At 57.4% G+C, this 20,977-nt stretch carries 16 protein-coding genes; 11 read left to right on the forward strand and 5 right to left on the reverse strand.

The window, feature by feature from the left end:
- Nucleotides 1–14: 14 nt before the first annotated feature.
- The 5 genes from U8U68_RS01295 to U8U68_RS01315 all read right to left on the reverse strand — a co-directional run bounded on the left by U8U68_RS01295 (nt 15) and on the right by U8U68_RS01315 (nt 6,437).
- Nucleotides 15–854 carry a P-loop NTPase gene (locus tag U8U68_RS01295; protein WP_322199050.1) on the reverse strand — a complete coding sequence of 280 codons (840 nt, stop codon included), beginning with the start codon at nt 852–854 and terminating at the stop codon, nt 15–17.
- Between the two features lie 188 nt (nt 855–1,042).
- A complete protein-coding gene (locus U8U68_RS01300) occupies nt 1,043–1,849 on the reverse strand; it encodes a sulfite exporter TauE/SafE family protein (RefSeq protein WP_322199051.1) in 807 nt (268 codons plus the stop codon).
- Nucleotides 1,840–2,754 carry a S66 peptidase family protein gene (locus U8U68_RS01305; RefSeq protein WP_322199052.1) on the reverse strand — a complete coding sequence of 305 codons (915 nt, stop codon included), beginning with the start codon at nt 2,752–2,754 and terminating at the stop codon, nt 1,840–1,842. The genes U8U68_RS01300 and U8U68_RS01305 overlap by 10 nt, the downstream gene beginning before the upstream one ends.
- 80 nt (nt 2,755–2,834) lie before the next feature.
- Entirely contained in the window at nt 2,835–4,418 is a 1,584-nt protein-coding gene (locus U8U68_RS01310; protein WP_322199053.1) for a response regulator transcription factor, read from the reverse strand.
- Nucleotides 4,419–4,643: 225 nt separating this feature from the next.
- Complete coding sequence (locus U8U68_RS01315) at nt 4,644–6,437, reverse strand: sensor histidine kinase (protein ID WP_322199054.1); 1,794 nt, start codon at nt 6,435–6,437, stop codon at nt 4,644–4,646.
- A 277-nt stretch (nt 6,438–6,714) separates the two neighbouring features.
- On the opposite strand from U8U68_RS01315, the gene U8U68_RS01320 reads away from it, so the two are divergent.
- The 11 genes from U8U68_RS01320 to U8U68_RS01370 all read left to right on the forward strand — a co-directional run bounded on the left by U8U68_RS01320 (nt 6,715) and on the right by U8U68_RS01370 (nt 20,924).
- Nucleotides 6,715–8,064 (forward strand): ABC transporter substrate-binding protein, encoded by a 1,350-nt coding sequence (locus U8U68_RS01320; protein WP_322199055.1) that lies wholly within the window; start codon nt 6,715–6,717, stop codon nt 8,062–8,064.
- 288 nt (nt 8,065–8,352) lie between these two features.
- The gene (locus tag U8U68_RS01325) at nt 8,353–9,249 is read left to right on the forward strand and encodes a carbohydrate ABC transporter permease (RefSeq protein ID WP_322199056.1); all 897 of its coding nucleotides are present in this window, start codon (nt 8,353–8,355) and stop codon (nt 9,247–9,249) included.
- Between the two features lie 39 nt (nt 9,250–9,288).
- The gene (locus U8U68_RS01330; RefSeq protein WP_322199057.1) at nt 9,289–10,149 is read left to right on the forward strand and encodes a carbohydrate ABC transporter permease; all 861 of its coding nucleotides are present in this window, start codon (nt 9,289–9,291) and stop codon (nt 10,147–10,149) included.
- Nucleotides 10,150–10,609: 460 nt separating this feature from the next.
- Complete coding sequence (locus U8U68_RS01335; RefSeq protein WP_322199058.1) at nt 10,610–11,764, forward strand: glucosidase family protein; 1,155 nt, start codon at nt 10,610–10,612, stop codon at nt 11,762–11,764.
- A 145-nt stretch (nt 11,765–11,909) separates the two neighbouring features.
- A complete protein-coding gene (locus U8U68_RS01340; RefSeq protein ID WP_322199059.1) occupies nt 11,910–13,925 on the forward strand; it encodes a glycoside hydrolase family 31 protein in 2,016 nt (671 codons plus the stop codon).
- Nucleotides 13,926–14,004: 79 nt separating this feature from the next.
- On the forward strand, nt 14,005–15,072 hold the full coding sequence (locus U8U68_RS01345; RefSeq protein ID WP_322199060.1) for a Gfo/Idh/MocA family protein: 1,068 nt from the start codon (nt 14,005–14,007) through the stop codon (nt 15,070–15,072).
- Nucleotides 15,073–15,203: 131 nt separating this feature from the next.
- Nucleotides 15,204–15,971 (forward strand): ThuA domain-containing protein, encoded by a 768-nt coding sequence (locus U8U68_RS01350; protein ID WP_322199061.1) that lies wholly within the window; start codon nt 15,204–15,206, stop codon nt 15,969–15,971.
- Between the two features lie 303 nt (nt 15,972–16,274).
- On the forward strand, nt 16,275–16,823 hold the full coding sequence (locus U8U68_RS01355) for a PadR family transcriptional regulator (protein ID WP_322199062.1): 549 nt from the start codon (nt 16,275–16,277) through the stop codon (nt 16,821–16,823).
- 203 nt (nt 16,824–17,026) lie between these two features.
- Complete coding sequence (locus U8U68_RS01360) at nt 17,027–18,064, forward strand: lipid II:glycine glycyltransferase FemX (RefSeq protein WP_322199063.1); 1,038 nt, start codon at nt 17,027–17,029, stop codon at nt 18,062–18,064.
- 135 nt (nt 18,065–18,199) lie between these two features.
- A complete protein-coding gene (locus U8U68_RS01365; RefSeq protein ID WP_322199064.1) occupies nt 18,200–20,257 on the forward strand; it encodes a beta-galactosidase in 2,058 nt (685 codons plus the stop codon).
- Entirely contained in the window at nt 20,232–20,924 is a 693-nt protein-coding gene (locus U8U68_RS01370) for an HAD hydrolase-like protein (RefSeq protein ID WP_322199065.1), read from the forward strand. The genes U8U68_RS01365 and U8U68_RS01370 overlap by 26 nt, the downstream gene beginning before the upstream one ends.
- Nucleotides 20,925–20,977: the final 53 nt, after the last annotated feature.

Raw genomic sequence — 20,977 nt, forward strand, 5'->3', positions numbered from 1 at the left:
ATTTTGAGGGAGTCCTACTCCAATCCCTCAATCACATCCGCGGCCTGTTCCAGCCAATCTCCCTGGAACAGCTCTACCACGCCCCGGTCGCAGGCCGCCGCCAGGGTGGGGTCCATGGGCAGACTGCCCAGCACCGGCAGGGCGTACTTGGCGGCCACCTCGCCGATGTGGCTTTCGCCAAACACCTGGATGCGTTTACCGCAGTCTGGGCACTGGACATAGCTCATGTTCTCCACCAGGCCCAGCACAGGTACCTCCATCAGCTTGGCCATTTCCACGGCCTTAGAGACAATCATGCCCACCAGCTCCTGGGGAGAGGTCACGATAATAATACCGTCCACGGGCAGGGACTGGAATACGGTCAGGGGCACGTCGCCGGTGCCGGGGGGCATGTCTACAAACATGTAGTCCACACCGCCCCACACCACGTCGGTCCAGAACTGCTTGATGGCTCCGGCAATTACAGGCCCGCGCCACACCACGGGAGCGGTCTCTTCAGGCAGCAGCAGGTTGATGCTCATTACCTTCACGCCGGTTTTGCTCTCCATGGGATACATCCCGTTCTCGTCCGCCATAGCCCGGCCCTTTATGCCAAAGCACTTGGGAATGCTGGGCCCGGTAATGTCCGCGTCCAGCACAGCTACCTGATTTTCCCGGCGGCGCAGGGTGGTGGCCAGCAGAGAGGTGACCAGGGATTTGCCTACGCCTCCTTTGCCGCTGACCACGCCGATGACTTTTTTTACGTGGCTCAGATCGTTAAGTTTTTCCATCATGCTTTCCGGCGCCTGGCGGGAGGGGCAGTCCACCCCGCAGGAGGAACAGTCGTGGGTGCAGTTTTCTACGTTTTCGCTCATGGTGAATCTCCTTTGTCTTTTTATCCTGGGTTTTTATGCTCTATTCTTCCAGCCCCAGCCGCTGCTTATGCGCGGCAATGAGGGCGTTTCAGCAGGAATGTGCCCCAGGCCCAGAGAACTCTTCCCCTGGCTGTGCCTGCCGGCTTTCTTGGGGGAAGATGTTCAGCTGGTCCTGGGCGGGCCGGGGGCTATTTTAAAGGGGCCAGCCCTGCCGCTGCCGCCCCATAAACGGCCACGTTATAGAGATTGACGCCGATAATCACCAGCATCAGGCCTAGCAGCAGGCGCTCTACAGCCCGGTTGTTCATCTTTTGGCCAATGGCCGCGCCCAGCAGGGCCCCGGCGCAGCCTCCCGCTGCCATGAGGGCCAGCTGCCCCCAGTCAAAGGGGGGCACGTTCTGCTGGACCAGGGCGCTGAACAGACTGGCGGTTTGAGAGAACAGGATGATAAAGATAGAATTCTTCGCCGCTTCCCGGGCGTCCATGGAGAAAAGAAAGAACAGCAGAGCCACGTTCAGGGGGCCGCCGCCAATGCCTAAAAACGCGGAAACCACCCCCAAGACCACCCCCGCCAGCCCGCACACCGGGAGATTTTCCAGCCGGTAGGCGGGCAGCCGGTCTTTTTTCAGAGTGTAGACCCAAACCAGCGCTGTGGTGGCCAGCAGCAGAAGGGACTGGACCAGCCCCAGCAGGTTTTCGTCAGAGCCGGAGCGGACCAGCTCAAAGAGCCACTTGCCCAGCAGCCCCCCTGCCGCCGCCCCCAGGGCCAGGGGCGTGGTGGTGCGTACCCGCAGGGCCACGCCGTTGGCCCGGGTGCGCAGCAAGGAGACGATGGACATGGACAGCACGGTGCAGCCAGAGAGAAAGCTGATGGTGGACACGGGCAGAATGTGCAGGGCGTCCAGCACGGGCTTAATAATCACCCCGCCGCCGTACCCGGCAATGGACCCCACACCCGAAGCGGCCAGACACACGAGAAAGAGGATTAGCGGCATGGCGGGCCTTCTGCGCTCTCTAGATAATGCAGAGTCCCGGCTGTGGCGTCCAGCCGGGCCCAGCGGCCAATGGGCAGCACTGCGTGGTAGGCCCCATGGCCAAAGTCGTCGCAGCAGGCCACCGGAATGCCCCAGCGCCGGCCCAGCAGCCGGAGGCGCTCATAGAGTTGTGGCTGGGGTTCTTCAGAATAGTGGCCAAACAAAAGCCCGGTTACGGTTTTCATAAAGTCGCTCTGCTCAATGTGGGAGAGGAGGGCGCTGACCGCGGCGGGGCTGTTGAATTTTTGGTGGTCCTCTAAGAATAGCAGGTGGGGCTCATGGGGGTCAAAGGGGAAGTATCGGGTGCCCAGCAGCCGGGCGAAGTTAACGGTATAGCCCCCCGTCAGCACCCCCTGGGCCTGGCCGGGAACAAGGGTCTGCCAGGGAGAGGCCTTTTCATGGGCGGTCATGCTGCCGTCTAGGATATGCCCGGTAAAGTGCCGCAGGTCATAGGGAGTGGGCTCTATAAAAAAGCCCGGGCTCTGGCCATAGTACGTCTCCAGGCCGGTCAAGGCCCAGGCGGCGCACAGCAGGGTGGTGCCGTCGCTGTAGCTTAACAGGCGCTTAGGGTGTTTGGCCAGCAGGTCAAAGTCCAGGTAGGGCAGCAGCTCGTTGCTGCCCTCGCCGCCGCCAAAGAAGATCAGCTCTACCTCCGGGTCGGCGGCCAGCTGGTTCCAGTCCGCAGCACGCTCTTGGTCCGAGGCGGAAAAGCCCCAGGCGTCCCGGTAAAGGTTCCCGGCCTCCCGCAGGGAAAAGCCCAGGCGGGAAAGCCCTTGGAATATAGAGCGGTAGTGGTCTTGCCGGGCCACGTGGCTGGGGGAGCAGACGCCGATAAGGCCGTTTTGAGAAAGAAGCCTGGCTTGCATAGAGCGGTCCTCCTTCGTGTAAAAGCGCTGGACACAATATAGCACAAAACACCAGGATTTGCAAGGGGGGAGGAAGCGCCTTACTCGTTTCCCTGAAAGGCCGCGCTGAAGTTCCGGTAGTCATTGGCCGAGACATTGGTGGCGGCTTTAAACACCCGGTTGAAGTACCGCACATTCACATACCCCACCCGCTGGGCGATCTCTGTAATCTTCAGGTTGGTGCCGGTTAACAGACGCTTGGCCTCGGCCATGCGCTTGTCTGTCAGCAGCTGGGTGAAGTTTTTGCCAGTGTGCTCCTTGACCAGGCGGCTTACATAAGAGGGGTTGCGGTCCACATAGCGGGCCGCCTCTACCAGGCCCACGGGCTCGCTGTAATGGGCGTTAATAAAGTCCTTCACCCCGTTGACCACAAAGTTACTGCGGTCTTGCAGCTCCCCAGAGATAAGCCGGGCAATGTCCCCCAGCCACTGGCGCAGCTTCTGGGTATAGCGCCGGGGGTCGTTTTCGTTTAGGTGGGGGAGGATGCGCCCGGTCATTTCAGCCACCCGGCCGGCCTCTATGCCCAGTTCGTGGAGCATAAAGGAGATCTGGGAAACCGTAAGCAGGCAGACGGTGATGTAGTAAGGACTATCCGCCAGCTTTTCCGCCAGGGCGTCAAAGCGTTCCAGGGCGGCGGAGACATTGCCGGCGCGTACCAGGGCGGCCAGGGTGCGCGCGTTGTCCTCCATCTCCCAGCTTTCCTGATTGGGCTCCATGATGTCCTCAAAAAAGAGAAAGTTTTCCCGTCCCTTTTCCCGGGCCATTTCCAAACATTCCGAGGTCTGGCGGCGCAGGTTGGGCATATTGGCAAAGCTTTCCGAGATCTGGCTGATGCCCGCTGAGAGCACCCCGGCGAAATGATTCCTAGCAAAAGAGAGCAGGCTGCCCAGCAGGGCCAGCAGCTGGCGGTTGTCCTCAAAACGGTCGGGGACTTTTACCTCCCACAAAAAGAACACAAGGCTGCCGAAAATGTAGGTCACGGTGTCTGGGCAGACCTCACGGATATACTTGTCCACCAAATAGGTGCAGTAATACTGGCTTTCCAGCTGGTTGTTGCCCACAGCGGTGCCGCAGCTGACGGCCACCAGGCGGAAACGCCGGAAGTCCAGCTGGAAGGCCTCCCGCTGCTGGTTGGCGTAGGGCACGGCGCTTCCATGGAACAGCAGGGTTTCGATATACTGCTTTTGCACAGCTTTCAAGTTGTCGTTAAAATATTCCCGAAACACCTGGTACAGGTGCTTGTGCTTTTTGTGCAGGTCCAGCTTCTGTTTGGCCCTGGCCACGCTGGCAATCAGCTTGTCCGACTCCACAGGCTTGAGGATATAGTCAAAGACCCGGTTTTTTACCGCGGCCTGGGCGTACCCAAAATCGGAATAGCCGGTCACCAAAATTACGGGCAGGTCAGGGTGGTTTTCGTAAATATAGGCGGCCAGCTCCAGCCCGCTTTTTGCGGGCATGCGAATATCGCTTAGCACAATGTCCGGCTGGCGTTCCTTTACCAGGGTGATGGCCTCTATGGCGTTTTCGGCCATTAGGAACTCGTCAATAGCCAGGGAAGAGGCTTTTAGCATGGCGCGCAGGTTTTGGCGCAGCAGGGCTTCGTCGTCCACAATGAGAATTTTCATATATTTGGGATCTCCCGAATGTTTTTTTAGACAGCACGGCGCAAAGATTGCGCAAAAGTAAGCTGCGCGGCGCTGCTTGAAATGCTTTAAAGAGTTTTGAATACGCGTATTCATGGAAGAACCCCCATGGGGGTTCTTCATGCTTTCTGTTTCTTCCCAGCCCGCGGCTTTGTGGCGGGGGCTGGCCGGCGTAAAAGGCTTTTTGAGGGGGGATGGGGCAGCGCCCTAAGGCGCCAGGTCCCCGGCGGTGAGCTTAGGCAGCTTTACCGTGACGCAGGAGCCGCCTTTGGGCAGATTTGTGATGTGCAGGCCATACTGGGCCCCATAGCTTAGCTGAATACGCGCCTGGATATTTTGCAGGCCCATACTCTCCCGGCTGAAAGAGACCGCGTCCTCCCGAATTATGACGCTGTGGTTCACAGCCCGCGCCACCTCTTTGGGAAAGCCCTGGCCATTGTCTTTTACCTGGAACACCAGGCAGTCCTCCTGCACTTGGCCGAACAGGCCCAGCATCCAGCTGCCCAGGGTATCGGAAAAGCCGTGAAGAATGGAGTTTTCCAGCAAAGGCTGCAAGATGAGCTTTGGCATATAGAAGTCCAGCATTTCCGGGGGAAGCTCGGCCATATACAGCAGCTTTTCGCCGTGGCGCAGCTTTTGGATGTACATGTATTGGTCCAGGTACCCCAGGTCCTGCCGCACCCGCAAAATTTCCGGCCCTTTAATACTCATGCGCATTATGCCCGCCAGGGCGGTGACCGTTTGTTTGATGTCCTCCAGCCGCCGGGCCTCGGCCAGGCCGTTGATGCAGTCAAGGGTATTATACAGAAAATGGGGGTTGATCTGGGCTTGAAAAGCCTTGATCTCCGCCTCCTTTAGCCGCAGTTCTTTAGTATACACGGTATCAATGAGATTTTCAATACGTGCCATCATCTGGTTATAGACCTCCGCCAGGTCTCGGAACTCGTCTTTGGTCTGGGTGATAATAGGCTCGCTGGCCTTGGGGTCGCTCACCCGGCCCAGCTTTTGCTGGAACTGGTGGAACTGCTGGGAAATGCCCCGGGAAACCTGGTAAATGCACAGCACCACCAAAAGGACGGAGAGCAGCGTGAGGCCGGACTGAAAATAAAATATACTATATACGTTTCTGTACAGCAAGCTTTCGTTCAGCACCAGGTAAAGGTCCCAGTCCCCCAGAGAGGAGACGGTGTGGAACACCCGCAGCTTTACGCCGTCCAAATACAGCACCGGCTCTTGGGGAGAGAGCATCTCAATGGCCTCGTTGGAAAGGGTGGAGTAGTTCAGCAGGGGCTGGCCAAAGGGATTGACAATCACCAGGGTGGGGTCGGTTTCCACCCGGCCGGAAAGGGCGTAGGACACCTGCCGCAGTGCCCCCAGGTTGAAGTCCACCATCATCAGCCCCAGCTCTTGGTCGGAAACCGGGTCCTTGATCTGCCGGGTCAGGGTTACCAGGTCGTTGGAAAGTTTGTCATAGGTAAAGTACATTTCACCGCCCAGCCGCCGGGCCGCGGCCTGGTTGCGGTTCAGCCGGGCGATAAGGTCGCCAAAGCGCAGGCGGCTGTCCATGCGCCAGACATAGTAGTCCTCATAGCTGTTTTTAATGGTGATGCTCTCTATATTCATATCATAGTCAATGAGGATATTGTATATCAGCCGCTGAAATTCTGTTTCCAGGTTCTCCACTTGGTTGGGGTTTAGGCTGCTTTTACTAATACTCAGCTTTTCCTGTACGTTGTCGCTGAACATAAATACCTCGGTTTCGGTGCGCAGTTTGCGCAGATAGCTGTCTACCAGGCCGATCTGCTGGTCTGCGGTAATATCCGCCTGCACGTTTACCAGCCGCTGGCTTTCCTGAAAAGAGAAAAAGTAAGTGGTTACGAGCAGGGTTAAAAAACTGACCACTGTAACGGGCACCAGGGTAACCAGCAGTTTTTTTTGTATAATAAACCGGTCGGTGAGCCGGTTCCAAAAGCTTTTGCCTTTTATAAAAAAAGATTTCATTCGCTTTTGAATTCTCCTTTGTGCAATTTTTTGGGCCTTCGCGGCCTTGGCAGAGAGAGGTTTTTCAGACCAATATCCCAGAAAAACGGATTGTATCAATAGTAAAACATAACATAATACCGAATGGCAAGAGGAAAAACAGAAAAAGTAAAAAACCGTGCACCAAACCCGGAAATTGATGCACTGTGCAAAATGCCCCATACGAGTTAGAATAATTGCATAAGCTTTGTCAGGCTATATTGACTAACATAAGTTTTTGGAAAGGATGAAAACTAGCATGAAAGCGAAAAAGGTAGCGGCCCTGCTTTTGGCGGGCACACTGATGATCGGCGCGCTGGCCGGCTGCGGCGGAGACAGCGGCTCCTCGACCGCCAGCAAAGGCGGGGATAGCTCTAAGACCAGCTCCACCGGCGGCGAGGCCAGCAATACGGGCGCGAAGTCTGACGCCAGCCTGGAAATTTGGCTGTACGGCTGGGAAAAAGCCAGTGCCGACAAGGTGAAAGAGGACGCCATTAAGTGGGAAGAGGAGACCGGCGTGAAGATCACCTGCACGGACGTGGCCTCCGATTCCTTCAGCACCAAGATCCAGGCCACCCTGGCTGGCGGCGCCGCCCCGGATATGACCTTCCTGGACGCCGGCGTACAGAGCACCCAGCTGGCCGCTAAAGGCAAGCTGCTGGGCCTGAAAGAGTACGGCGTGGAAGAGCACAAGGATAAGTTCTATGATTCGGTGTGGGACACCCTGGTGTACAAGGACGATGTGTATGGCTTGCGGATCACTGCCAACAACCTGGCCCTGTTCTACAACAAAGAGCTGTTTAAGAACGCCAGCCTGGAAGAGCCCAGCGCTGACTGGACCTGGGATGACCTGCGCAACGCGGCCAAGACCCTGACCGATACCAGCAACAACGTATACGGCCTGGACCTGCCCATCTACAATGATAACGGCGGCTACTGCTGGACCTGGCTGCCCTTCCTGTGGCAGAACGGCGGCGAGTTCATGAACGAGGACCGCACCCAGTGCATCGTGAACAGCGCCGAGGGCGTAGAAGCCCTGGAGTTCTGGAAAGCCATGGTTCAAGAGGATAAGAGCGTGCCCCTGAACGCGGCCCCCACTGGCGTAAACCGCTTCACCTCCGGCGCTACCGCTATGGTGATTGACGGCCCCTGGAACCTGTCTACCTTCCTTAGCGACCCTGAGTTTAAGGATAAGTTCGGCGTAGCCCCCCTGCCCAAGCAGAAGGAGAGCGCCACCGTGGTAGGCGGCGAAGGCATCTCTATTTTCAGCAGCACCAAGTACCCCCAGGAAGCCTATGATTATTTGGTGCACCTGACCTGCACGGACTTTGTGGAGACCTTCTGGGCCAACTGGATCACCGTTCCTCCTCAGCCCGACTACGCGGACTTCTATAAGGACGACGCCACCTATGGCGCGTACCTGCAGGTGTTCTCCGACCAGATGGAGACCTCTCACACCCGTCCGTTCACCCCGTCCTGGCCCCAGATCGAGGACGCCATGGGTCTGAACATTCAGGCGTACATGTTTGACAAAAACGACGATGCCCAGGCTTCTCTGGACAAAGCCGCCGAGGCCGTGAACAAGCTGATTGAGGCCGACAATAAGTAACCAGGCCCTATCTACATTGGATTTCTTGCAAAATGGCAGAGAGTTACCCAGAGAGCGCGGTCAAGGTGCGTTAGGCACCTTGCGGGGCTTGGGGTAGCGCCCCAAGGTCTTGCCGTAGGGTGCGGACTGTGCGCCCGAAGGCTCTCTATTACTCAAAGAAATCACCATAACCGATAAGTTGAAGAGCCGCCGCTTCTGTTAAGCAGGCTCTGGGCGGGCGGCGGCTATCTCCCGAGGCGCGAGAGATAGCGCCCCCGCTTTCCATTTTCAAAGAGAGGGGTTTCCCATATGGAACAGACCAAACGAAGCAAAACCCTGCAGCGCAGGTGGAACTTTTGGGGATACCTGTTCATCCTGCCCAACTTCTTAGGTTTTCTCCTTTTCATGCTGGTCCCTATCGTCATGGCCCTGTTTTTCAGCCTGACAAATTATGATATTATCTCTCAGATGGACTTTGTGGGCATACAGAACTACGTGGACCTTTTCCAAGACGACCAGTTTATCGTTTCCTTGATCAATACCCTGTGGTACTCGGTGCTAACAGTGCCGGCGGGGGTTGTTTTGGCCCTGCTTCTGGCCGTACTGCTGAACCGGCCGGTAAAGGGCATGGCGTTCTTCCGTACCACGGTGTTTATCCCGGTCATCACCTCCATGGTGGCGGTTTCTCTGGTGTGGAGCATGCTGTACGAGGACAATGCCGGCCTGTTCAACATCATCCTCAACGCTTTGGGCCTGCCCTCTGTCCACTGGCTGACAGATACCAACGTGGCCATGATCTCCGTGGCCATCATGAGCATTTGGAAGGGCCTGGGCTATAATATGACCATCTTCCTGGCCGGCCTGCAGGGCGTGCCCACGGACATCTACGAGGCGGCCACCATCGACGGGGCAAACTCGGTGCAGAAGTTCTTTAAAATCACTGTGCCCATGATCGGCCCCACCACCTACTTTGTCACCCTGATGGCCCTCATCGGCTCTTTGCAAACCTTTGACCAGATCAACATCATGACCCAGGGCGGTCCCGTGGACGCCACCAAAACCCTGGGCTTCTACCTGTACCGCTACGGCTTTACTTACTACAAGATGGGATACGCCTGCGCCGCGGCCTATGTGCTGTTTGTCCTGGTGTTTATCGTATCGCTGATTCAGAACATTTCCTCCAAGAAGTGGGCGGACTTATCCTAATGGGTCGTCATTATTATAGAAGAAAGGAAAGTGAGTTCCATGGCGAATAATGCCGTAGTGATCAGAAAGAAAAAGCCCACCTCCTTTTACGTAAAGCGGACTTTGCTTTACGTGCTGCTGGTAGCCATTGCGCTGATTATGCTGTTTCCGTTTTTCTGGATGGTGTCTACCTCTTTGAAGGAGCAGTATGAGGCGGTGAAGATTCCGCCCGTGTGGATTCCGGCGCAGCCCCAGTGGATAAATTATGTTACACTCTTTACCGAGCAGCCTATGTTCATGTTTATGATGAACACCATCAAGATCGTGATCTTCGTGGTGCTGGGCCAGCTGTTTTTCAGCAGCCTGGCGGCCTACTCCTTTGCCCGTATCAAGTTTAAGGGCAACACAGTGATGTTCTTCTTCTACATCGCCACCCTGATGGTGCCCGGCCAGGTTACCATGATTCCCACCTACCTGATGTTTGCGAAAGTGGGCCTTACAGACAACCACCTGGCGCTCATTCTGCCGGCTTTCTTCTCTGCCTTTGGCGTGTTCCTGCTGCGGCAGTTCTTTATGTCCCTGCCTAAGGAGCTGGAGGAGGCCGCCGAGATAGACGGCTGCAACCCCTTTACCACCTACTGGCGCATTATGCTGCCCCTGGTGGTGCCGGCCATGCTGACCCTGGGCGTGTTCACCCTGATGAACACCTGGAACGACTACCTTGGGCCCCTAATCTATTTGAACACCCCCGAAAAGTTTACCATGACTCTGGGCATTGCTTTCTTCCGGGGCATCTATACCACCCAGTGGAACCTGGTGATGGCGGGCTCGGTGCTCTCTGTGGTGCCTATTCTGGTGGCGTACCTGTGCGCTCAGAAATACTTTGTGCAGGGCATTGCCATGAGTGGCATTAAGGGATAAGTTTTTTTACGGTTGGCGTAAAAACTTCTATTGCGAAATTTTGGGCTTGTTTGGAAAACAGAAGAAATGGCGAAATGCTGACCCAAAGCGGCCATTATTCCGGGAGAAGAGCCGCTGTAGCCGGCTGCTCTTGGCGGTTGACGAGAATTTCCCACGGGGAAGATGGCCGCTGAATGGGCGAAAAGACGGCGCTTTCGATGTTTCAAAACCAGTCCCAGTCTAAACAGATTTAAAAGCGGGGCGTGGACAGAAAAAGCCGAGCCACCGCTGCAACAGTGCCGCACAAAGAGATTTTTTGGCTTCTTTGTGCGGTATTGCTATACAGGAGAGAAGGTTTTATAAACAGTAAAAACCAATCACCTAAAAGTAAAAAACTGTTTCAAAATTTCTATTTACTTTCCCGAAAACACGCGGTATAATGGGTTACAAAATTTCAAACATAGAAAGGCGTAATCGTCCCATGAACCAATATTATCAATATCTAACAGAGCTTTCACGGCAGCTTTTGGAGGGCTGCAAAAAAACGGCTGTGGACGGTACCGTCCTGTTTACTCCGGACGGCGTGGCCAACTACGACGCCCTGTGGGTGCGGGACCTGGGCTATATGGCTGAATACTGCGGGGACCTGTTTGCCCCCGGCCAGCTAGAGGCCTGCGTTGAGTTCATCCTTTCCGGCCAGCGGGAGGACGGGTGGATCCCCGACCGGGTGGAGGCCGACGGCTGCCCGGTGTATGCCGCTGGGGCCAAGGGCTCGCCGGTGGGGGAGGCCAACCTGGACAACACCCCTTTCCTGGTGTTCGCGGTTTACAGCACCCTACAGCTGGCGGCAGTGGAAACCCAGGTGCTGGCCCGGTGGGTGAAAGCCCTGGCCCGGGGCATGGACTGTGTGCCCCTAAGCCCGGAGGGCCTGGTATACAACGACCCCGCCCGGCCCCATTCGCCCTACGGCTTTACAGACACCGTCTGCAAGACCGGACGGCTGTTTTACGAGTCGCTGCTGTACTGGCGGGCCTGCCGGCAGCTGGCGGAGCTCATCCGCCGGTGCGGAGAGGACGAGGCGAAAGCGGCGGACTACGAGGCTCGGGCCCAGCGGGTAACACGGGCCATTGACCAGCTATACGACCCAGAGACCGGGCTGTATTTTGCGGCGGAGCTGGATTGCCACCAGCCGGACGTGTGGGGGGCCGCGTTCCTGCTGTATAGCGGCTTCCCTGTGGAGGAAGAAAAGGGCCAGGGCTTGGCCCGCTGGCTGACGGAGAACCAGAGCCGGTACCTTTATAAAGGCCAGGCCAGCCATCTGCCGGACGGAGCCCCCTGGCAGAAGCTGCTGATAGAGGTGGCCCCTGGGGAGTATCAGAACGGAGCCTACTGGGCCACAGCCAGCGGTTGGATGTGGTATGTGCTGCGAAAGACCGACCCAAAGGGAGCCCAGCAGCTGCTGGAAGAGGTGACAGCGGATTTTAAGAATGAGGGCTGCTGCGAGTGCGTAGCGCCTGGGTACCGAAAGCTGTCGGAGTACGTGGTCAGCGCGGTGAACGTAAGGGGCCCGGTACGGAAGGGCCTGATGGAGGACGGCCAGCTAACGGAAAGAAGCGATAAAAAGGAACGCCAGTAAGAAGGGGTCAAGGGGATAGTTCCTCTTGCGGGAGTCCAGGGGGCTTTGCCCCCTGGCAGGGACTGAGAGCTGGCATGGCCAACGCTTCGCCCCGGGTCCTTGCCGGAAAATACCCCAACACTATAACCGAAAGGTGGTCAATGGAATGCTAAAAATCGACGGACAGAAGATCCTTTACCAGTATGATGGCGAAACCCTCTGTGTGGAGCCCTGGGGCCCAAACAGCCTGCGGGTGCGGGGGGTGCGCATGGGAGACATCGACCAAAGCCTCTCCTGGGCCCTGCTGCCCGCCCCACCCACGGACGCGGCCGCTGGGGAAGAAAACGGCGCGCTGGTGCTGAAAAACGGCGGAATCTCCGCCAAGATTGAGAAAAACGGACGCCTGACCTTCTACGGCAAGGACGGCCAGGCGCTTTTGCAGGAGTTTAAGCGGGACCGCAGTATGCGGGGCACCAACTTCAGCCCCTTCATGATTACCGCCCGGGAGTATACCCCCATGCGCGGCCCCGACCAGTCTATCACCGTGCACTTTGAGTCTGACCCTGACGAAAAGCTGTACGGCATGGGCCAGTATCAACAGGAGACCTTTAACCTGAAAGGGGCCACCCTGGAGCTGGCCCAGCGGAACTCCCAGGTCAGTGTGCCCTTTGTGCTTTCCAGCAAGAACTATGGCTTCTTCTGGAACAACCCAGCCATTGGCCAGGCCACCTTTGGCACCAACCGCACCGACTGGCACGCCCAGTCCTCTCCCCAGTTGGACTACTTTATCACCGCCGGGGACGGGCCCCAGCAGATCATCAGCCAGTATTTGGCAGCCACCGGAATGCCGGCCGTAATGCCGGACTTCGCCACGGGTTTTTGGCAGTGCAAACTGCGCTACCGCACCCAGGAGGAGCTGCTAAGTGTGGCCAGAGAGTACAAGCGCCGGGGCCTGCCCCTCTCGGTGATCATCATAGACTTCTTCCACTGGCCCAACCAGGGCGTCTGGGACTTTGACCCCGAATGCTGGCCCGACCCCGCTGCCATGAACCAGGAGCTGGAGGAAATGGGCGTGAAGCTGATGGTTTCCGTGTGGCCCACGGTGGACCCCCAGAGCCCCAACTACCCGGAAATGATGGAAAAAGGCTATTTGGTGCACACGGACCGGGGCAACCGCACCCAGATCGAGTGCGGCGGCTACGAGGTGTTTTACGACGCCACCCACCCCGGGGCCCGGGAGTTTGTGTGGAATAAGATCAAGAAGGGCTACTACGACCGGGGCATCAAATGCTACTGGCTGGACGCCGCCGAGCCGGAGACCATTCCCTACCACTTTGACAACCTGCGCTACCACCTGGGCAGCAGCCTGGAGGTGGGCAACATCTACCCCTACTACTACGGAAAGACCGTGTATGACGGCCTGAAGGCCCAGGGAGAGAAGGACATCATTCTGCTGGAGCGCAGCGCCTGGGCGGGCAGCCAGAGCATTGGCACCCTGGTTTGGTCCGGGGACATTGTGTCCAGCTTCCACAGTATGCGCCGCCAGATGGTGGCGGGCCTGCACATGGCCGTGGCGGGCATTCCCTGGTGGACCACGGACATTGGAGGCTTTGACTTTGGCGACCCGGACGACCCGGCCTTTAGAGAGCTGCTGATCCGCTGGTTCCAGTATGGGGTGTTCTGCCCAGTGTTCCGGCTGCATGGGGCCCGGGTGAAGAAGCAGAAGGACGGCCAGCAGGAGGGTATGGGATACAGCGCCGAGCCCCAGCCCGCCGGCAATGAGGTGTGGAGCTACGGGGAGGAGGCCCTGGGCATCTTGACCAAGTATCTCCATATGCGCGAACGAATCCGTCCTTATATCAAGGAGCAGATGGCTCTTTGCCACCAGAAAGGCGTACCGCCCATGCGGCCCCTATTTGTGGACTATCCTGGAGATGAGGCCTGCTGGCAGGTGCGGGACCAGTACCTGTTTGGTCCGGACATTCTGGTGTCTCCCGTTACCCACGCGGGGCAGACCCAGCGGCAGGTGTATCTACCCAAGGGCGCCCGGTGGGTGCGGGTGGAAACCGGCGAGGCTTTTGAGGGCGGGCAGAGCATAAGCTGCGAAGCGCCCCTGGATACCATCCCGCTGTTTGTAAAAGAAGGGGGCGGGCTGGACCGGGAGCTCTTGAAGCTGGGGTAAGAACAAAGCCCCCAGGGGCCGGATCTATCGGAAGGTAACGATTTTATAATATGGAAAAAAATGTTTGGAGGTAAGTATTATGTCAGTTATTCGTGTGGGGAGCGTTGGCATTGGCGGGATCTCCCGCGGGGTGCACCTTCCCGGAATCAAGAACAGCCCCGACCTGGAGCTGGCGGCGGTCTGCGACATTGATCCCGCGGCCCTGCGCTATGCCCAGGAGACCTACGGCATTGACCAGGCCCACTGCTTTACCGACTACCATGACCTGATCAACTGCCCGGACGTGGACGCGGTGGACATCTCCACCCCTAACAACGTGCACTTCCCGGTGGCGATGGCCGCGGTAGAGGCGGGCAAGCCCTTTGCTGTGGAAAAGCCCATTACCTTGAACAGCCAAGAGGCAGACGCCCTGGCCCAGGCCGCCAAGGAGAAGGGCGTAAAGAACATGGTGTGCTTCTCTTACCGGTTTATGGCCGCGGCCCGTTATGCCAAGGACCTGATTGCCCGGGGGCTCATCGGCCAGGTGTACCACGTGGATATGCAGTATTACCAGGCCTGGGGCCTGCCTTTGTGTGAGACGCCTCTGGTGTGGCGCTTCCAGAAAGCGCTTACTGGCTCCGGCGCTCTGGGGGACCTAGGCAGCCATGCCCTGGACCTAGTGCGGTTTGTCACTGGCAAAGAGTATAAGCGGCTGGTCAGCCACACAGGCACCTTTGTCCATGAGCGGAAAAAGCCCGATGGCACCATGGGCCCGGTAGACGTGGATGACTTTTCCAACTACATGGCGGAGATGGAGGACGGCATAGCAGCCACTTTCCGCATTACCCGCTATGGCTTTGGCCGGGGGAACTTCCAGACCATGGAGGTCTACGGCAGCCAGGGGGGCCTGGTCTATAAACTGGACTATAACCACGACAACGGGGATGAGATTGAGGTGTGCACCGGCCAGATGGGCGCGGAGTCCCATGTATACAGCAAGCTGCCGATTCCCGAGAAGTACAAGGTGAACCAGATGCAGTCTTTCGCGGATATTATCAACGGCAAAGAGGACGGCCTGGCAGCTACCATCTTTGACGGGCAGGTGAATCAGCACGCGGTGGACGCGGTGCTGGTCTCATCGGAGAACGGCCGGTGGGTGGAGCTGTAAGGACGTCGAAAAGGGGCGGACCCGGGGTCTTGGAGGAGTGCTGGTATACGCTGGCGTCCCTGCGTTTGCTCTCATATAGATAGAGATCCCGGCGGAGCCCGGCAATATTTTAAAATTGGGGGTATCTACAAATGGCAATCAAAGTAACCGTATGGAACGAGTACTATCATGAAGTGACCTTTAAGGAAGTGGGCGAGGTTTACCCCAAGGGCATCCACGGCTGCATCGCGGACTTTCTGCGGGAGGCCGGCATGGAGGTGCGCACAGCCACCCTGCCCGAGCCCGAGCACGGCTTGACCCAAGAGGTGCTGGACAACACCGAGGTGTTGATTTGGTGGGGCCATATGGCCCACCACAAGGTGAGCGACGAGGTGGTGGACCGGGTATATAAGCGTATTCAGGAGGGCATGGGACTAATTGTGCTGCACTCGGGCCATGGATCCAAGATCTTCCACAAGGTCTGCGGCACGGACACCGGCAAGCTGAAATGGCGCGAGGATGGCGGGAAGGAGATTTTGTGGGTCATGGATCCCACCCATCCCATTGTGGAGGGTCTGGACGAGAAGATCATGATTCCCCACGAGGAGATGTACGGAGAACGCTTTGAAATTCCCCAGCCCGACGAGCTGGTATTTGTCAGCTGGTTCGAGGGCGGCGAGGTGTTCCGCAGCGGCTGCACTTTCCACAGGGGAAAGGGCAAGATCTTCTATTTCCGCCCAGGCCACGAGGTGTTCCCCATTTACCATCAGCCGGAGATTCAGAAGGTGATTACCAACGCGGTAAAATGGGCCGCGCCCCGGCAGATGCCGCAGACCATCTTTGGCAACACCCAGCCCGTGGTAGAGACCCAGGCCAAGCTGGAGCATTCCATCCAGGGGATGCACGAACAGATGAAGTAATAAAAAATGGCATGAACAAGAAGGGGCCCAGGAGAAGCCGGGCCTCTTTTTGTTTTTGCTGCTTTTTTCGAGGGATACCTAACAATATCCGTCAAAAATGGAGGGTGTAGGAGTTTTTTAAAAAAAATCTCCGATTTTGTAGGAAAAATTTTTTAAATCCTCTTGACAATTCAATAGAATTACAGTACTATTGGTTATAAGAAATACATTGTACCTAAACGAGACTGTAAACGATTAGGTATTTGTAAAGAAAGCGGTAGCTTTCTATTCGGTTCACGGGCTAAATGAAAGAGAGGGATCATTATGTCAGCCATCGATCTGGTAGTACTGGGAATTCTGAAGAATAAGCCCATGGGGGCTTATGACATCCAAAAGGTGGTGGAGTATCAGAATATCTCTAAATGGGTGAAGATCAGTACGCCTTCCATCTACAAAAAAGTATTGCAGCTGGAGGCCAAGGGGCTGATTGCCAGCCGCAGCGAGAAAGAGGGAAGAATGCCTGAAAAGGCGGTGTATACCGTTACGCCGGAAGGGGAAAAGGCTCTGGACCGGCTGATGGGGGAGATTTCCCGCAAACCGGTGCGGATGTTCCTGGACCTGAACGCCGTTATCGTGAACCTGGAAAACCGCCCGCCAGAGGAACAGAACATGTATTTGGAAAATATTCGGGGCGGCGTTCGGGAAATGAAAGGTGAGCTGGAACAGAACCTTAACCAAAAATCTGGAGTGTGGCAGACGCCCCAGGCGGGAATGGCGGTGCTGCGGCAGCAATATGCCCTGGCCTGTGCCCTGGACGCCTGGGTAACGGCTATAAAAGAGAGCCTGAAGAAGGAGACAGTAACCAGCAGATAGCGGCCAAACCGCAAAAAGCGGCGGGATACCCCTGCCGCTTTTTTCTTTTGGAGAGGCGTGGCAAAATGCCTTACTATAGCCCGGTCCAGGCCCAAGCAGGCTCTTCTCAGATCAAGTTTTACAGAATGATTACATTTTTTTGGTTACCATTTCTTTTTTTGGGGCTTCTAATAGGTGGAAGCATCTGAAAGAAGGAGAATGGTATGGAATTTCTGGATTTTACAAATTATGACGCTGTGGAGGAATACGAGGCCTTTGTACAAAGCCGTGGCGGCAGTTTTATGCAGTCGGTGCGCTGGGCGGGAGTGAAGCGGGGATGGCGCCATGAGGCGGTGATCTCCCGAGACAGGGAGGGGAAGATACGCGCCACCTGCCTGGTTCTGATAAAAAAGTTTCCGCCTCCCTTCAAGTCCTTTCTTTACGCCCCCAGGGGCCCGGTGTGGGACTTTCAAGACGCCCGTGCCTTTCGGGACCTGATGCTGGGGCTGGAGGAGCTCTCTCATAAATACAAGGCCTACTCCTGCAAAATGGATCCGCCTATTGAGGAGGCGGAAAGTGAAAAGGTCTTTTCTCTGCGGGCGGCGGGGTGTTCTTTTGTCCCCTGGCAGCCAGACGACGCTACCATACAGTGCAGGAGTAACTATATTTTAGAGCTAAACGGCCGCAGCGAGGAAGAGCTGATGCGCTCCTTTAAGAGCAAATGCCGGTACAATATCCGTCTGGCCCAGCGCAAAGGGGTGACCTGCCGGGTATACGGCAAGGAGCGTCTGCGGGATTTTCACCGGCTGATGGAGGAAACCCGCACCCGGGACGGTTTCCAGATGCGTTCTCTGGAATACTTTGCCCGAATGATGGACGCCCTGGGGCCCCACTGCCGGCTATACCTGTGTGAATACCAGGGGCAGGCTCTTTCGGGCGCACTCTGTGTGCAGTATGGCGGCGTAACCAGTTATGTGTATGGGGCCTCTACCGCCAGCCACCGGGAGGTGATGCCCAACTATCTGATGCAGTGGGAGATGATCCGCTGGGCGGCACAGTCCGGCTGCGATGTATATGATTTTCAAGGCGTACCCTATTGGTATGACCCCGAGCACCCCAACTATGGGGTGTACCACTTTAAGACTGGGTTCAACGGACGGCTGGCCATTTATGCGGGAGAGTTTCGCCTGGTGTTTTCCCGCCACTATAAAACCGCTTTCGATTGCGTCCTGCGCTGGGTGGGCTACCAAAAGCTGCTATAGGCCCCGCACGGAAAGCAATTTTGTGAGGACCCCGGACGGAGGCGGCTCAAACAGCGCCCCGCCACACTTTCTCTTGACATTGCCTCCCAAAAAGTTTATGATAATCCAAAACTTTGATAGAGGGGATGACGTAAAATGGACAACTGCATTCATCAAAATGCCCTGACCCTGGGGGTGTGCTACTACCCAGAGCACTGGCCTGAAACCATGTGGGAACAGGACCTGGACCGGATGCTGGAGGCCGGGGTGAAGGTCTGCCGGGTGGCGGAGTTCGCTTGGAGCAAGTTTGAAAAAACCGAAGGGGTATTTACCTTTGATTTCTTTGACCGCTTTTTGGATCTGGCAGAAAAAAAGGGCATGAAAGTGATCTTCTGCACACCCACCGCCACACCTCCCGCCTGGCTGACAGAGAAATACCCCGAGGCCCTGAACGCTTTCCCGGACGGAACTCTGGTGCGCCACGGCATGCGCTGCCACTGCAACCACACCGCGCCGGTGTTTTTAAAGCTCTGCGCCCGGGTGGTAGAGGAGATTGCCCAGCATTACGGAAGCCACCCGGCCATTATTGGCTGGCAGATTGACAATGAGATCAACTGTGAGACCAGTATGTACTACGCTGAAAGCGACTCGGTGGCCTTTCGGGCCTATCTAAAGGAGAAATTTGGCACCCTGGACGCCCTGAACGAGGCCATGGGCACGGTGTTCTGGAACCAGGAATACACCAGCTGGGACGAAATCTTCGTGGCCAGGCCCACCCTGGCCCATTCCCCCAATCCCCACCTGCTTTTGGAGCAGAAGCGCTTTGTCTCTCGGGCCAGCGTGGATTTTTTTAAGATGCAGGCGGACATCCTGAAAAAGTACCGGAAGCCCGGGGACTTTATTACCACCAACGGCCTCTTTGGCCACCTGGACTACCAGGAGCTGGTGGGGGAGGTCCTGGACTTTATCACCTACGACAGCTACCCCAACTTTGCCTATTCCCTAGGAGCTAATACCCAGGGCCTGCGGGACCGGGCCACCGGCTTAAACCTGGCCCTGACCCGCTCGGTCTCTCCGATATTTGGCATTATGGAGCAGCAATCCGGCGGGGGCGGCTGGCAGACCCGCATGGCCCAGCCCAGCCCCCAGCCAGGCCAGATGCGCCTGTGGGCCTGGCAGTCCATTGCCCATGGGGCGGACTTTGTCAGCTTCTTCCGGTGGCGCACCTGCCCGGTGGGCATGGAGATCTACTGGAACGGCATCCTTCCCTGGGACAACCGGGACAGCCGCCAGCTGGAGGAGCTGCGTACTCTGCGGGACGAGACCGCCCGGGCGGCGGGCCTGGCTGGAAGCCGCTACACGGCCCAGGTGGCAGTGTGCTACCACTACTCCAGCCAGTGGGACGGCGAGGGGGATGTGTTCCACGGGCCCCTGGGGGGCGTTTCCACCGGGAGCTGGTTCGCGGTCTGCCAAAAGGCCCATACCCCCATGGACCTGCTGTGTCTGCGGGAGGACCTGACTCTGGAGGAGCTGCTGCCCTACCGGCTGCTGGTACTGCCCCACATCGCCCTGATCTCTGAAACGGCCTGCCGCCTGCTGGAACAGTATGTGGAACAGGGGGGCCAGGTGGTCTTTGGAGCCCGGACGGGTTTTAAGGATGGGTTCGGCCGCTGCCCCATGCGGCCTGCGCCCGGCCCTGCCACGGGTCTGGCGGGGGGCACGGTGCGGGACTACACCCTGGTTTCCGAGCCCACCATGGTGGAGCTGCTGGGCAGAACCGTGCCCATGCCCAACCTGAACGAAATTTTAGAGCCCCAAGACGGGGAAGTGCTCGCTCGGTATGGGTCCCAGTTTTACGCGGGCCAGCCCGCTGTGCTGCGCAAAACCAGGGGCAGGGGGCAGGCGCTGTATGTGGGGGCGGCATTCTCAGAGGAAATGGCTGCGGCGCTGCTGGAGTACTTTGGTTTGGCCGAGGCCTGCGCCGGTACCTTCACCCTGCCCCAGGAGGTGGAGTACGCCCTGCGGCAAAAGGAGGGGGAGTCCTACCACATCCTGCTAAACTACACGGCCCAAGCCCAAAGCATTGTATGCCGGGCCCCTATGACCGACCTGCTGTCTGGAAAAACATATGAAGGCCCTGTTCAGATGCCCGCCTATGGGGTGCTGGTATGCGGGGAGGAGGCGGAAAGTGGCGAAAAAGTACTTTCTGTTTGACCTGGACGGCACCCTTACGGACACGGGACCGGGCATTATGGAATGCATCCAAAAGACCCTGGCGGACCTGGGCCTGCCGCCCCGGGAGGAGGCCTTTCTCCGGCGGTTTGTGGGCCCGCCGCTGGCAGAGTCTTTCCAGAACCTTTGCGGCATGAGCCCAGAGGAGGCCGCCCGGGCCATTCAGATTTACCGGGGCTATTATGTGATAGGGGGCGTTTATAAGAGTCCTCTCTACCCAGGTGTGGAGCAGCTGCTAAAGAGGCTTTCCCAGGCGGCGGTGCTGGGTGTGGCTACTTCGAAGAATGAGAGCGGCGCCCGAAGAATTCTAGCCATGCGGGGCATAGAGGAACGATTTCAGGTAGTGGTGGGCGACGATGGTTCCCGGCCCAGCAAGGCGGCGGTAGTTGCCGAAGTTTTGGAGCGGCTGGGAAATCCGGCCCCGGCAGAGGCCGTGATGGTAGGCGACCGCAGCTATGACATAGCTGGGGCGGCGGCATGGGGTCTAGAGGCGGTTGGGGTCTTATATGGCTATGCCGCCCCTGGCGAGCTGGAAGAGGCTGGCGCCCGGTATCTGGCTGCCACGGTGGAAGAGCTGGAGGCACTCTGCTTTCAGCTGGCGGCAGGAACGGCACCGGCATGGGGGCCCCTCCTGAAAAATTTTCCTTGACAGCTTCTTTTGGCTATGCTACTATGATGCCAACGAAAGAAAATTTCATCAAG

The organism is Acutalibacter intestini, assembly GCF_034334985.1.
Taxonomy (GTDB): Bacteria; Bacillota; Clostridia; order Oscillospirales; family Acutalibacteraceae; genus Acutalibacter; species Acutalibacter intestini.

Coding starts and splice junctions, on each gene's coding strand:
- U8U68_RS01350 (WP_322199061.1), top strand. CDS start 15,204: ATGGCAATCAAAGTAACCGTATGGAACGAGTACTATCATGAAGTGACC.
- U8U68_RS01325 (WP_322199056.1), top strand. CDS start 8,353: ATGGAACAGACCAAACGAAGCAAAACCCTGCAGCGCAGGTGGAACTTT.
- U8U68_RS01335 (WP_322199058.1), top strand. CDS start 10,610: ATGAACCAATATTATCAATATCTAACAGAGCTTTCACGGCAGCTTTTG.
- U8U68_RS01300 (WP_322199051.1), bottom strand. CDS start 1,849: ATGCCGCTAATCCTCTTTCTCGTGTGTCTGGCCGCTTCGGGTGTGGGG.
- U8U68_RS01345 (WP_322199060.1), top strand. CDS start 14,005: ATGTCAGTTATTCGTGTGGGGAGCGTTGGCATTGGCGGGATCTCCCGC.
- U8U68_RS01295 (WP_322199050.1), bottom strand. CDS start 854: ATGAGCGAAAACGTAGAAAACTGCACCCACGACTGTTCCTCCTGCGGG.
- U8U68_RS01355 (WP_322199062.1), top strand. CDS start 16,275: ATGTCAGCCATCGATCTGGTAGTACTGGGAATTCTGAAGAATAAGCCC.
- U8U68_RS01320 (WP_322199055.1), top strand. CDS start 6,715: ATGAAAGCGAAAAAGGTAGCGGCCCTGCTTTTGGCGGGCACACTGATG.
- U8U68_RS01310 (WP_322199053.1), bottom strand. CDS start 4,418: ATGAAAATTCTCATTGTGGACGACGAAGCCCTGCTGCGCCAAAACCTG.
- U8U68_RS01315 (WP_322199054.1), bottom strand. CDS start 6,437: ATGAAATCTTTTTTTATAAAAGGCAAAAGCTTTTGGAACCGGCTCACC.
- U8U68_RS01365 (WP_322199064.1), top strand. CDS start 18,200: ATGGACAACTGCATTCATCAAAATGCCCTGACCCTGGGGGTGTGCTAC.
- U8U68_RS01305 (WP_322199052.1), bottom strand. CDS start 2,754: ATGCAAGCCAGGCTTCTTTCTCAAAACGGCCTTATCGGCGTCTGCTCC.
- U8U68_RS01340 (WP_322199059.1), top strand. CDS start 11,910: ATGCTAAAAATCGACGGACAGAAGATCCTTTACCAGTATGATGGCGAA.
- U8U68_RS01360 (WP_322199063.1), top strand. CDS start 17,027: ATGGAATTTCTGGATTTTACAAATTATGACGCTGTGGAGGAATACGAG.
- U8U68_RS01330 (WP_322199057.1), top strand. CDS start 9,289: ATGGCGAATAATGCCGTAGTGATCAGAAAGAAAAAGCCCACCTCCTTT.